The 12,638-nt window shown below is 58.5% G+C and carries 9 protein-coding genes and 1 pseudogene; 4 read left to right on the top strand and 6 right to left on the bottom strand.

Going from position 1 to position 12,638, the window contains the following annotated elements:
• Positions 1-118: 118 nt before the first annotated feature.
• A complete protein-coding gene (locus tag CPter91_RS03685; RefSeq protein ID WP_061937066.1) occupies positions 119-2,323 on the top strand; it encodes an OsmC domain/YcaO domain-containing protein in 2,205 nt (734 codons plus the stop codon).
• Positions 2,324-2,503: 180 nt separating this feature from the next.
• On the opposite strand, the gene CPter91_RS03690 is transcribed toward CPter91_RS03685, so the two are convergent.
• The gene (locus CPter91_RS03690; RefSeq protein WP_150119615.1) at positions 2,504-3,949 is read right to left on the bottom strand and encodes a hypothetical protein; all 1,446 of its coding nucleotides are present in this window, start codon (positions 3,947-3,949) and stop codon (positions 2,504-2,506) included.
• Here CPter91_RS03690 and CPter91_RS03700 point away from each other — a divergent pair.
• Positions 3,942-5,020 (top strand): annotated as a pseudogene (locus tag CPter91_RS03700) (IS3 family transposase); the annotation flags it as partial. The gene CPter91_RS03690 and the pseudogene CPter91_RS03700 sit on opposite strands and share 8 nt — an antisense overlap.
• Positions 5,021-5,166: 146 nt before the next feature.
• On the opposite strand, the gene CPter91_RS03705 reads toward CPter91_RS03700, so the two are convergent.
• Positions 5,167-5,616, bottom strand: a complete 450-nt coding sequence (locus tag CPter91_RS03705) for a MarR family winged helix-turn-helix transcriptional regulator (protein ID WP_061937078.1) — start codon at positions 5,614-5,616, stop codon at positions 5,167-5,169.
• 68 nt (positions 5,617-5,684) lie between these two features.
• Here CPter91_RS03705 and CPter91_RS03710 point away from each other — a divergent pair, with 68 nt between their 5' ends.
• Positions 5,685-6,851 carry an FAD-dependent oxidoreductase gene (locus tag CPter91_RS03710; protein ID WP_061937081.1) on the top strand — a complete coding sequence of 389 codons (1,167 nt, stop codon included), beginning with the start codon at positions 5,685-5,687 and terminating at the stop codon, positions 6,849-6,851.
• 45 nt (positions 6,852-6,896) lie between these two features.
• Here the strand turns inward: CPter91_RS03710 and CPter91_RS03715 are convergent, their stop codons facing one another.
• The gene (locus CPter91_RS03715; RefSeq protein WP_061937083.1) at positions 6,897-8,135 is read right to left on the bottom strand and encodes a hypothetical protein; all 1,239 of its coding nucleotides are present in this window, start codon (positions 8,133-8,135) and stop codon (positions 6,897-6,899) included.
• Positions 8,136-8,344: 209 nt separating this feature from the next.
• Here CPter91_RS03715 and CPter91_RS03720 point away from each other — a divergent pair, with 209 nt between their 5' ends.
• Entirely contained in the window at positions 8,345-10,069 is a 1,725-nt protein-coding gene (locus tag CPter91_RS03720; protein WP_061937086.1) for a tannase/feruloyl esterase family alpha/beta hydrolase, read from the top strand.
• Here CPter91_RS03720 and CPter91_RS03725 read toward each other — a convergent pair.
• The 3 genes from CPter91_RS03725 to CPter91_RS03735 form a co-directional block, all read right to left on the bottom strand.
• On the bottom strand, positions 10,059-10,640 hold the full coding sequence (locus CPter91_RS03725; protein ID WP_082792582.1) for an NUDIX domain-containing protein: 582 nt from the start codon (positions 10,638-10,640) through the stop codon (positions 10,059-10,061). The two genes, CPter91_RS03720 and CPter91_RS03725, sit on opposite strands and share 11 nt — an antisense overlap.
• A 4-nt stretch (positions 10,641-10,644) precedes the next feature.
• Complete coding sequence (locus CPter91_RS03730) at positions 10,645-11,169, bottom strand: class IV adenylate cyclase (protein ID WP_061937088.1); 525 nt, start codon at positions 11,167-11,169, stop codon at positions 10,645-10,647.
• Between the two features lie 142 nt (positions 11,170-11,311).
• Entirely contained in the window at positions 11,312-12,529 is a 1,218-nt protein-coding gene (locus tag CPter91_RS03735) for an ABC transporter substrate-binding protein (RefSeq protein ID WP_099047161.1), read from the bottom strand.
• Between the last annotated feature and the right edge of the window lie 109 nt (positions 12,530-12,638).

Consider the following 12,638-nt stretch of genomic DNA (forward strand, 5'->3'; position numbering starts at 1 on the left):
TGAGCGTTTGCCTGTCAAATTGTCCATATGCGGCAGCGTTTGAGGAAACCAGCGATACTTTGCACGGTACCGGCGTGGCGGCGGATAATAGCGGCTACATCAATTTTAGAGTTACCCCATGGAAATCAAGGTCAATTTTCTCGATAAGCTACGTCTTGAAGCCAAGTTCGATGACTTCACGGTAGTGGCCGACCAGCCTATCCGTTACAAGGGCGACGGCTCGGCGCCGGGTCCCTTCGATTATTTTCTGGCCTCATCGGCCTTGTGTGCAGCTTACTTTGTGAAATTGTATTGCGTAACTCGCAATATTCCAACCGAAAATATCCGCCTGTCACAAAATAATATTGTTGATCCGGAAAACCGTTACCAGCAGATTTTCAAGATTCAGGTTGAATTGCCGGCGGATATCTCAGCCAAAGACCGCCAGGGAATTTTGCGCTCCATCGAGCGTTGTACGGTGAAAAAAGTGGTGCAAGCCGGGCCCGAGTTTGTCATTGAAGAGGTAGAGAACCTGGATGCCGATGCGCAGTCCTTGCTGACCTTGAAGCCGGCTTCTGACGTCAGCACCTATATTGCGGGCAAGGATCTGCCCTTGGAGCAAACCATCGCCAATATGTCGGGCGTTTTGGCGGCCTTGGGCATCAAGATTGAAATCGCTTCGTGGCGTAATCTGGTTCCTAACGTGTGGTCGCTGCACATCCGCGATGCGCACTCGCCGATGTGTTTTACCAATGGCAAGGGCGCGACCAAAGAAAGCGCGTTGGCGTCGGCTTTGGGCGAGTATATCGAGCGACTGAATAACAACCATTTCTATGCTGGCACGTTTTGGGGCGAAGACATCGCCAGCGCGGCGTTTGTACATTACCCGAACGAGTGCTGGTTTAAGCCTGGCCCTAAAGATGCGCTGCCGGCTGGAATTCTGGATGAGTACTGCCTGCAAATTTACAATCCCGACGGCGAGTTATGTGGCTCGCATCTGGTTGACACCAATTCCGGCAACGTACAGCGCGGTATCTGTTCGCTGCCGTATGTGCGGCAGTCGGACGGTGAGGTGGTGTATTTTCCATCCAACCTGGTCGAAAACCTCTACGTCAGCAATGGCATGAGTGCCGGTAACACGCTGGCCGAAGCGCAGGTGCAATGTTTGTCGGAAATTTTCGAGCGGGCGGTAAAGCGCGAAATTCTGGAAGGTGAAATCACCTTGCCGGATGTACCGCAGGAAGTGCTGGCGAAATACCCTGGCATTCTGGCCGGCATCCAGGCCTTGGAAGAGCAGGGCTTTCCGGTGCTGGTGAAGGATGCGTCGCTGGGAGGGGTGTACCCGGTGATGTGCGTCACCTTGATGAACCCGCGGACCGGCGGGGTGTTTGCCTCGTTCGGTGCGCACCCAAGCTTGGAGGTGGCGCTGGAGCGCAGCCTGACAGAATTGCTGCAGGGTCGCAGTTTTGAAGGCCTGAACGAACTGCCTCGGCCGACCTTTACAAGTGAAGCGGTGACTGAGCCAAATAACTTTGTCGAACACTTCATCGATTCCAGCGGTATTGTGTCATGGCGCTTTTTCAGCGCCAAAGCTGACTTCGATTTTGTGGAATGGGATTTTTCCGGTCAGGGTGAAAACTCCAATGCCGACGAAGCAGCGACCTTGTTCGGCATTCTTGAAGATATGGGCAAACAGGCCTACATGGCGGTGTATGACCAGCTAGGCGCCATTGCCTGCCGGATTTTGGTACCGGGCTATTCGGAAGTTTACCCGGTGGATGATTTGATCTGGGATAACACCAACAAGGCGCTGTTGTTCCGCGCCGATATTTTGAATCTGCATCGCCTGGACGATGACAGCCTGGAAGCGCTGCTTGAGCGTTTGGAGAACAATGAGCTCGATGAATACTCCGACATCGCCACATTGATCGGTATCGAATTTGACGAGAATACGGACTGGGGGCAGTTGACAGTTCTCGAATTGAAGCTGCTGATTCGTCTCGCCTTGCAGCAATTTGAGGAGGCGCATGAGCTGGTCGGCGCCTTCCTGCAGTACAACGACAATACGGTCGAGCGCGGATTGTTTTATCAGGCCTTGAATGTGGTGCTAGAGGTGCTGTTGGATGACGACTTGGAACTGGACGATTACGTGGTCAATTTCCGCCGGATGTTTGGCAACGCTCGGATGGACGCGGTAATGGGGGCGGTGGACGGCAGCGTGCGCTTCTTCGGCTTAACGCCAACGAGCATGAAACTGGAAGGCCTCGATAGGCACCAGCGCCTGATCGACAGCTACCGGAAATTACATAAGGCTCGGGCCAATGCGGCCGCTGCGATCCGTTAAGATTACGAGTCATGGCTGGATGCGCTGATGCCGTTCATTCCCCGGCGTTCGGCACCAGAGTTTAAAAGGCCCTCAGAAATGAGGGCCTTTCTCTTTTGTTCTGCAAAAAGTCAATTTGCAGGTTTTACAGACTTCCCTCCGCGATGGTGAACATAGGGGCGAATCGAGACAAGTTGGCCGTCAGTGGGGGATCACCGGCGTCGGGTTCGCGTAGTACTTGATCAGCTTGCCGGCCAGCCAGCCGTGGTCGTCGGTGTTGCTGAAGTTCTTGATGACGTTGGTGGTGTTACCGCCACCCCATAGAATCGCGAACACGTTGTTGCTGGCTGCCAGGGACAGCTTGCCGTTGTCGATGCTCCAGTTGTAGTTGTTGGAGAGGCTGTTGTACTCCATCAGATACTGCTTGTAGGCGGAGTTCGGCGTCAGGCAGTTGTAGGCCGTGGCGCCGCATGCCACGGCGTAGTCGCCGACGGCAGTATTGGCGTTGGTGGAACTGGCCGCGCCGGCGATCATATTGGAGAGGTTCGAGGTCAGGTTGCCATCGCCGAAGAAGTAGACCGGCGCGGTGCTGAACACGTAGGAGCCTGCAGTGCCCTGGAATAGCTCGGGCGTGGTTTCCTTGGTGTTCGGGATGTGCGAACCGGGGATCTGCCACAGCATCATCGGGATGTTGTTGTTGGCCTTGCTGAGCTGACCGATTGCCGACAGGAAGTTATCCCACGAACGGGCGTTGTATAGCGTGGCGGCGCCGGGCGACGCGCTGTCGTCCATTTCATAACGGTCGAACAGGAAGAAGTCAGGCGCGCTTGTGCCGGTGGTCGATATGGTGCCCGGCGCATTGGTGTTTAACCAGGTCGATACCGGCGTCGAAAAGGTCGCGGCGATTTGCGCGGTACTCAGGTTCTGGTGCAGCCAGAAACCCGATCCGATGGCCCACATGTTGTCTTGCCAGCCGAACGTCACGGTGCCCTTCGGCGCGAAAGTGCGGATTAACCAATTGTTGGCCTGAACCCAGCCGGCGAAACCGGCCGGGAAGGTCGGCGTCGGATAGGTCGTGGTGTTGTAGGCCGGGTTGCTGACGCAGGCATTGAACCATGCGCCGACCTGGCTGTAGGCGCTGCCGGTGCTGTTGTTGACGCTGGTGTTCCAGAACGGGTCGTTTTGGCCGTCGATGCTCCATTCCGGATAACCGTCGGCCAGCAGGGCGGTCAGGATTTGCACGGGGGTGCCGGTGTAGGTCTTGTTGAGGTAGGGCGCCGAGCCGATGCCGTTCGGATTGGAGGTGTTGGTGTAGCTCCGCGATGTGGTCATCAGGCACATCGCCTGCGCCACGGCCTTGTTCACTGCGCCGGCCGGCAGAGCGGCATTGACCGAACCGATGTAGCCGTTTTGCTGGATAGCGCCCAGCAAATCAGGATTCATCAGCAGCGAGCCGTAGTAGCTCTGTGAATTGTAGCGCACCGGATTCGACGCCAGCATGATGGCATCCGCTGCCAGGCTGGAGAAGTGCCTGCCCATGACATAGGTGGCGGCCGGATTGGAAGAGCTGAGGCCGGCCGCGCCGTTGCTGAAGTCGTCGAAATTCTGGCCGCCGCTCATCTGTGCCGTGTATTCAACGATGAGCATTGGCCCGACCGCCGTGCGTCGCTGGATAGAGCAGTACGATGCCGAGCAATCCGGCCAGGCAGGTATTGGCAAACCGCTGACACCCGAGCAACAACGAATCAGGCAGTTGGAGCAGGAGAACCGCCAACTGCGAGGCGATGTAGAAATCTTAAAAAAGGCCTCGGCCTTCTTTGCCCGCGAGCTGAAATGAGTTTTCGACTGATCGACGAGCTGCAAACGAAGGCCATCCCTGTCGCACAGAGCTGTCGTGTGCTGGGCGTTAGCCGTTCCGGTTTTTACGAAGCGAAGCGCCGCGCTACCGCGCCGGTTGTTTGCAAAGCGAGTGTCTATATACGAGCTGCTTTCGTGGCAAGTCACCAGAGCTATGGCAGCCGCCGTATGGTGACGGAGCTGTCAAACCGCGGCATTACGGCCGGGCGTTTCAAGGTTCGTCGGTTGATGCGCCAGGCGGGCTTAAAGCCAGTCTGGAAGCGCAAGTTCATTCACACTACCGACAGCAAGCATGATCTGCCGATCGCAGCCAACGTGCTGGACCGCCAGTTCAATCCGGTAGCGCCAAACAAGGCCTACGTCTCCGACATCACCTACGTGCGGACTGGCGCCGGCTGGCTGTACCTGGCGGTGGTGATCGACCTGTTCTCGCGCAAGGTGGTTGGCTGGGCTATGGCACCGAGCATGCCGGCCAAGCTGGTCTGTGACGCCTTGCACATGGCGCTTCAACAGCGGCGGCCAGACAAAGGATTGGTCGTCCACTCAGACCGTGGCCGCCAATATGCAAGTGCCCAGTACCAAGCAATGCTAGCCAGTCACGGCTTCACCTGCAGCATGAGCCGCAAAGGCAACTGCTGGGACAATGCAGTTGCCGAACGCTTCTTCCTGAATCTCAAAATGGAACGGGTGTGGCAGCGCCAATATGCCAACCACGCGGAGGCCAAGATCGATATCGCCGCTTACATCGTCGGCTTCTACAACAACGAACGTCTACATTCAGTTCTGGGCAATCTGCCGCCCTCCGTCTACGAACGGAACATGGCAGCAAAAAAACCTATCGTCGTGTCCGAATTTACTTGACCACTACAGGCATTATCTGCGCGTAGGGCGCGAGTAGAAGGTAGGGGCAAGTCCGGTATCCGGTAGCCAGCCCAAAGAAATTGTGCGGCTGTAGCAAACCTTGAGAGATCGCGATAAGGGAAACGCAAAGCTACCTGGATTTAGCCTCAACTCTCTCTCTCGCCTACCGCGCGATCAAGATTGGCATTCACGCGCAGCAACAGCGCTAGTAATTGATCTCGCTCTTCCTCGGTAAATCCCGCCAAGGCTTGCCGGCTGGCCGCTTCCATCACAGCTTTTCCCTTTGGCATCCGCCGCGAGGCATCAGCAGTCAGCGACACCAGCTGGCTGCGCTTGTCATCGGGATTGGGAACCCGCTGCACCAGCCCGTCACGCTCCATGCGATTCAGCAATTGCGCCATGCTGGGCTGCTCCACCTGCGCCAGCCGTGCCAGCTCAGCTTGCGACAGGGCGCCGCTTTTCTTGAGTGCTACCAGCACCGGCAATTGCCCCATGGCGAATCCCAACGTGCGCAGCGGGCCGTCGACTAGCCGCGTGGAAGTGCGGTAAACCTGGCCGATGAGCTTCATGGGGTTGTTCGACAGATCAATTTTCATGATGTTGACATTTCATAGGTGGCTATGTTTATATATAGGTGCCTATTATAAATGAAACTGGCCATTCTGTGAATACACAATTGCGCATCGCCATAGTCGGCGCGGGTCCGGGAGGCCTGACACTTGCCCGTATCCTCCATCTGCACGGTATCGCCACGACGGTGTTCGAGCAGGAATCTCATCCGCTGGAACGCCCGCAGGGCGGCACCCTGGACCTGCATGAGGACTCGGGCCTGCGGGCGCTCAGGCAGGCCGGCCTGATGGATGCGTTCCTGGCCATTGCTCGCTACGAGGACCAGGGTTCGCGCTTGCTGGATAAGGCGGCCAATGTGCTGTTTGAAGATCAGGACGCCGCCAGCGGTGATCGTCCCGAGGTGGATCGCACGGCGCTGCGCGCCATGCTGCTGCAGGCCTTGCCCGCTTCTTGCGTGCGCTGGGGCTGTGCCATGCGCGAAGTCCAGGCGCGCGCCGACGGCCGCTGGAATCTGCTCTTCGGTCACGGCAGCGAGGGGCCGTTCGACCTTGTGGTCGGTGCCGATGGCGCTTGGTCGAGGATACGGCCTTTGCTGTCGCCTTACCGGCCGCAATACAGCGGCCTTACCTTCATTGAATACGGTATCGACGATGTTGACCGCAGCCACCCTGCGCTGGCGCAGCTGGTCGGCCGCGGCAAGATGGGCGTTGAAGCCGACGGCAAGGAAATCATCGCGCAGCGCAATGGCGATGCGCACATCCGCGCGTATGCCATTTTCCGCGTGCCGGCCGACTGGGCCGCGCGCCGTTTCGACCTTGCTTCACCCGCAGCCATGCGCGTGGAGCTGATCAAGGAGTTCGACGGTTTCGCTCCCGAGATACTTGATCTGTTCAGGGCCAGCAACGATCACTTCGCTATTCGTCCGATCTGTGCACTGCCGGTGGGACATTGCTGGCCCAGCCGGCGCGGCCTCACGTTGCTTGGCGACGCTGCGCATGTCATGTCGCCATTCGGCGGCGACGGCGTGAACAACGCCATGTTCGATGCCGCCGAGCTGGCGCGCTTGCTGATTGAGCGCGCCGACTGGGCCGAAGCGGTAGCTGAGTACGAGACGCTGATGTTTGCGCGCATTGTCGAATCTGCAGAGGGCGCGGCGGAGGGCGCCGCAACCCAGCTGTCGCATGTCGGTCAGGAGCTGACATTGGCAATGTACAGGAGCCATGCCGGCTGGAATCAAGATGAAATTCATCCTTTTGCTTAAGAACGACGTCGCATATCAGTCTTTTCAAGAGGACTTCCAGTCACATCAGAAGTACGCCTTGGCGCCTGCTTTGAGGATCGGTTTCAATGCGCGTATCGGCATGACCAGTTGCGGTCCCAGGCACACACCCATGGCGTGGCCGATGCCGGAAACCACAAAAGAAATCTTGTCCGGCTCGTCAAATTCGAAATCCAGGTATTCCGGCAGCACATCGCTGCAGTCCGTATCCTGATCCGGGCTATTCCGCTTCTTCTCTGACTTCACTTTTCTGCTGATGAAATTTGCAAGGACGGGATCGATCTCCGAGCCGTCTTTGCTCTTGGTCCGGACTGGAAACAGGCGGTTGAAATCCAGGTAGCCGCCTTGGACCAGGTCCAGCGTAAACGGATCGTAATGGTTGTTCGGATGCGCTCCTCCGCAAAAGGTGCTTCCCGATTCGACGACGCTCATCAATGTGGCCGACAGATAGCGCACGCCGATTGTTTCCGAATCATAGTCTCCCAGGCTGCCGGCGGCAGGCCCGTCCGAGGTGTAGAGCGTGGCCTTGCATTCCAGCGCCGCCAGGCTCATTTGCCAATGGCGCTGTTCGAGAATCTGATTGACGCTTGCCAGGACTTGCGGATCGGGATGGCGGGTCAGCCGTGGATAGGCGAACTTGGTGCGTGGATCTGTCGCCATGCGGTAGCCGACGTTCTTGCGCAGGATTTCTGGTCCAAGCTGCAGCGGCAATTGCATTTTCAGGTAATCGTAGGGCGTGTTCTTGAGCGAAATCGCCGTGCCATATGCGATATTGCTGCCTACGCCTGGCGTGATGGCGGCAGTGACGGCCTTCACGCCGACCGGCTTGACGGCATCGGGGTTGTAGCTGCCTACCTGGTGCAATTCAAAGGCAAGGTCTTTATTGGCCTTGGCGTCATGCCAGCTGCCCTGGTAGGTATCGCCATTGATTTTTCCATGCCAGATGCTGCGCGGCTTTCCCGTGGCAGGGTCGACGAATATCGGCCGGCCGCTATTGTCGTCGGCAGCCAAGGGTTCTCCATTCTCAAGACGCGGCAGGGCTTCCTTGAGCGATGCGAGCGTGCCATGCAGGGGAATGTCGACGCCATGACGCATATAAAAGTAGCGGCCGTCATAGCCGTCGGCCTTATTTTCGAGCTCCAGCACGACTTCAGCATTTTTCCCCAAGGTCCCTTTGAAAACCATGCGTTCGCCGGCGACGGCGGTACCGGCCGCCGCGCATGTCAATGCGCCAAGGATGATGCTGTAACGATAGAGTGTTTTCATTGTCGTGGCTGGTAATTGATCAAGTGAAGCAGGGAGCAGTGTCAACGCAACGCTCCGCAGCGTCGGCTAAAAGAGTGTAAGGCGCTTTGCCTGTCGGCGGGCGGAAAACAGGCCGATAAATCATGTCGAAAATTCTATCTTTAAATGTTACTGTCTGGTCGACACCGTGAAAATAATTTGCAGCCAAAACCTGAGGAGGGAAGCCGTTCATGAGGAAAAAATTCCTGAAGACGTCCAGTGCACTTGCCATGGCATTGCTGGGACTGATGCTGTTGTCCACAGGATGCAGCGGCGGCGGCGAATTGCAAGCGGGCGCGGCCCCGCTTAGCTGCGCGCAGCTAAGCGGCATGGCGATAGCGGCCACGGCCATCGGCTTGCCGACCACAGGCGCAATCGTCATTGACGCGCACAGCGTGCCGCCTGCCGGCACGGGGGCAGCCGCAATCGGCGAATACTGCCAGGTCAAAGGCGAAATCAATCCTGTCGATCCTGCCGCACCGAAAATCAAGTTCCAGCTCGACCTGCCAGGCGCCTGGAACCACAAGGCGCTGATGTTCGGCGGTGGCGGCTATAACGGTACTGTTCCTGATGCCAGCGGTAACGTTCCCGCCGGTCCGCTGGACATGCCAAAGCCGCTGGCGCGCGGCTATGCAACCTTCGCCAGCGATTCCGGACACCAGGCCAACCAGTTGGGCAGCCGCGACGGTTCGTTCGGACAGAACGATGAGGCCTTGCAAAATTTCGCCGGCGACGCGCTCAAGAAAACGCACGATGTCGCGCTGTATCTGATCAAGCAGTATTACGCTGGAGCGCTGCCGCAAAAATCCTATTTCGCCGGCGGCTCGACCGGCGGCCGCGAAGCATTGGCGGTGGCGCAGCGCTGGCCGCAGGATTGGGATGGCGTGATCGTGCTGTATCCGGCGTGGGCGGCCGCCAGCCTGGATTTGCAGTTTGGCCGCATCACGCGCGCTTTTGCCATGCCGGGCGCTTATCTGAATCTGGCCAAGCGCAAGGTGCTGTATGACGCCGCGCTGCAAGCCTGCGATGCGCTGGATGGCGTCCGCGATGGCCTGATCAGCAATATGCAGGCATGTAACGGCAGTTTTGATCCGGCCACGGCAACGCTGAATGGCGCGCCGCTGCGCTGTGCTGGCGGCATCGAAGCGGTTGGTAATTCGAGCGACAACTGTCTGTCCGATGCGCAGATCGCTGCCTTGAAAACCTATGGTACTGCCATCTCGTTCAATTCTCCTCTCGGCAGCGGCGAAACGCAGTATCCCGGTTTTAATGTGTGGGGCGCCGATCTGGGCCTGGCGGGCGATTCGGCGGCGCAGAAAACGGTCAGGCTGCTGGCCATGGGCGACAGTCAGCCGGCCCAGCCGATGCCGACCGATGCGCCATACTGGGCGACGTTCTGGGATCAATGGGTAAAATATTTCGTCACGCGTAATCCGGCGTCTGATTCCCTGTCGTTTGATCCGCAGCAGCCTGGCGCGTGGAAGGCGCGCGTCGACCAGCTCACGATCCTGCAGGATGTCAACAAGACGGATTTGTCGGCCTTCAGGGCCAGGGGCGGGAAAATTCTGATGGCGCATGGCATGTCGGATGCTCTAGTGAGCACGCGTTCCAGCGAAGATTATTTCCGTCGCTTGCAATCGACGATGGGCAGCGCCGAGGTTGCCGGCTTTGTGCGCTACTACGAAATTCCCGGCTACGGCCATTCATTGTCGACAGTTTTCAACGCGGCATGGGATTCGCTGACGGCGCTGGAGAACTGGGTGGAGCAGGGCAAGGCGCCGGTATCGCAGGTCGTCGCCGATACGGCCGGCATTCCGGGCCGCACCCGCCCGCTATGTGAATTCCCTGCGTGGCCGAAATATAGCGGCGCGGGCGATATCAACCTGGCGGCGAGTTTCAGCTGCGCTACGCAGTAGCCTGCTGAGCGTTGTGCAGTTTCTTGAGGAAGCGGTCCATGTGCGGATCGCTTCTTGCCAGCGGCACCTCGGCGAACCGGAACCAGCGCACGGCATTGAATTCGCTCTCGTCGAAATGGATTTGCTGGCTGCAGCTGGCGCGCACGATGTACCAAAGCGAGACGTCAGTGTGGCCTGCGGTGAGTCCGACGGTTGTGGTGACGGTCAGCAGCAGGGGCGGCTGGATGGCGTGCGAGGCGGTAAAGCCAAGCTCTTCTTCCAGTTCGCGCAGTACGGTGGCGCGCGGGTGTTCGCCTGCTTCTACATGGCCGCCTGGCGGTAGCCAGAGTTGCGCATTCTTGTGATCGACCAGCAGCACGTGGCCGTCGTCCACTACGGCAAAGTAGGACACCAGGTGTTTGGGTGGTGTCGCCGGTTTGGCCAGGCGGCACAGCTCCGCACCTGAATCAAGCCATGCCAGGGCTGCGGCGATCTGCGTCCGCTCCAGGGCGTCGAGAGGGTTGATGGATGAAAACTCAGTGCGTATCTGCTGCCGCAGAGCGGCGGCATCTGCCGTGTGATTAAGAGGCATCTACTCAGCCTTTGCCGGCGATGGCAGCGAGCAGATCGACATACGCGCCTTCGATCAGCTGCGATGGCTGAATCCCGAGCCGCGCCATCAATGCATGCGCTTCCTGCATGCCGGCATCCGGCGTTTCGTGTTCCTCCAGTACGACCTCCAGCTCCATGAAGTTCCCCAGGCCGGCGACTTGATCCAGGTGGATGCGGGTCCTGCCGGCCAGGAACAGGGTGCGCTGCTTTTGCACGCGGCCGGCCTGGCCGTAAGCCAGCGTCAGGCATTCCCGCAATGTGTCCGGAGCCGGGGCAGGTGAGATGACATAAAACGATTCCTTCGGTCCCTGCTGATCGGCGCGGCTGTAATAAATCAGTTCGCCGTTGCCGTCGGCAAAGGTGCGTAGTTTCAGCCGGCCGCTGGCGCAGCTGAAGAAAGTGTCGTCCTGGGCGATGTGATAAGGACCGTCGCTGCCGATAGCCGCCGCGCTGGCGGCGAGCACTTCGATGCTATCGACGCGCGCCTTGATTTCTATATTGCGTGGCATGGGTTCTATGCTGGCGGTAAAAACGCCAATTTAACATAGAGACAGCAGCGCCTGAATCCCGCCTCTCCCGACGCAGATCTTTATCGGAAACGGGATTCAGTTGCTGCTGATAACGCTAACTGCGTCGCCCTGGCAAAAGCGCTTACTGTGTTTTTTTGGTGCGCGCAATCGATCCGCTGCTGGCGTCTTCCTTGTATGCATACGCCACCTTGCCATTACGGATCTCACCCATGACGATCATGTTGAGCGCAATCGCCTCATGGTCGGTCGGCGAAAACGGCTTGAAGTAGCGCGAGACGACGGTCGACGTGGTGTGCACCTGCAGGTTCTCCAGCGCATCCTTGACTTTGACGCCATCTACCGAGTTGGCCTGGAAGATCGCCAGCGTGATCAGGCGCAGGGCGTCATAGGTTTGCGCCGCAGCCACGGCCGACGGAATGTGGTTGGTCTTGTTCACGTTACGATAGGTCAGCGAGAACTGGTTGCTGACCGAGCTCAATTCGTTTTCGATGAAGGTCACCGAGCTGCGCACGCCTTCCGCGCCCTGGCCGGCCTTGTCGATGAAAGTTTGTTGCGACATGCCCCACGGACCGACGATCGGCAACCTGAGTTTCAGCTTTTCCGCGCTTCTGACCACCATCGCGCCTTCGGGAGCCAGGCAGTACATCACGACGGCCTGCGCGCCGTTGTCCTTGGCGTGCTGCAACTGGGTGGTCATGTCCTGGTCGCCGACCTTGAAGCTTTCCACCAGCACCGGCTTGATATTGCGGCGTCCCAGTTCGGTCAGCATGCTTTGCTTGCCGAACTGGCCGTAGGGGCTGTCGTCATGCAGCAGGGCGATCTTGTCGATCTTGCGGCGGTCGATCACATCGTTGAGGATCACGATCGGCTGCAGCGCGTCGCTGGCGGCGGTGCGGAATATATAGCTGACAGGATAGGCGGGCGCCATGAATGACTTGGTGATCGCAGCGCCAGTCGCGCCGGTGACGATCAGCGGGATCTTGGCTTCCTGGAAAATTTTCGCAGCGGGCAAGGCGACGCCGGTATTGCCAAAGCCGACCACGGCGACTACGCCGTCTTTCTCGATCATCTCCTTGGCCATGGCGGCGCCGATGTCAGGCTTGGCATGATCATCGCGCTCGACCAGTTCGATCTTGCGGCCAAGTACGCCGCCGACCTGGTTGATGTCGGCCAGGAATACCCTGGCGCCGCCGATCATGCTTAGCCCCATGTCTTCCGAGGGGCCGGTGATGGGGCCGATGACGCCGATTTTGATGGGGGGCAGTTCAGCCCATGCGGCGGCGCTGAATCCTAAAGTTGTGAGGCAAAAAATGACGCTGCTGATGCTACGGTGTGGCATTGCGATCTCCTGGAATAGTCATTGTTTTAGTTTCCGCTGAGAAATATACATCAGGGTGGCGTGCAGCGCCGGATTTTGACGCCTCAAAATCAAAATATAACGTGGGAGG

Origin of the sequence: Collimonas pratensis, from assembly GCF_001584185.1 — a bacterium.
In the GTDB taxonomy this organism is placed as follows: domain Bacteria; phylum Pseudomonadota; class Gammaproteobacteria; order Burkholderiales; family Burkholderiaceae_D; genus Collimonas; species Collimonas pratensis.

What these genes read in the sequence shown, in the direction of transcription:
- CPter91_RS03705 (WP_061937078.1), bottom strand. Translation starts at nt 5,616, where the DNA reads ATGAAAATTGATCTGTCGAACAACCCCATGAAGCTCATCGGCCAGGTT.
- CPter91_RS03690 (WP_150119615.1), bottom strand. Translation starts at nt 3,949, where the DNA reads ATGCTCATCGTTGAATACACGGCACAGATGAGCGGCGGCCAGAATTTC.
- CPter91_RS03730 (WP_061937088.1), bottom strand. Translation starts at nt 11,169, where the DNA reads ATGCCACGCAATATAGAAATCAAGGCGCGCGTCGATAGCATCGAAGTG.
- CPter91_RS03720 (WP_061937086.1), top strand. Translation starts at nt 8,345, where the DNA reads ATGAGGAAAAAATTCCTGAAGACGTCCAGTGCACTTGCCATGGCATTG.
- CPter91_RS03735 (WP_099047161.1), bottom strand. Translation starts at nt 12,529, where the DNA reads ATGCCACACCGTAGCATCAGCAGCGTCATTTTTTGCCTCACAACTTTA.
- CPter91_RS03685 (WP_061937066.1), top strand. Translation starts at nt 119, where the DNA reads ATGGAAATCAAGGTCAATTTTCTCGATAAGCTACGTCTTGAAGCCAAG.
- CPter91_RS03715 (WP_061937083.1), bottom strand. Translation starts at nt 8,135, where the DNA reads ATGAAAACACTCTATCGTTACAGCATCATCCTTGGCGCATTGACATGC.
- CPter91_RS03725 (WP_082792582.1), bottom strand. Translation starts at nt 10,640, where the DNA reads ATGCCTCTTAATCACACGGCAGATGCCGCCGCTCTGCGGCAGCAGATA.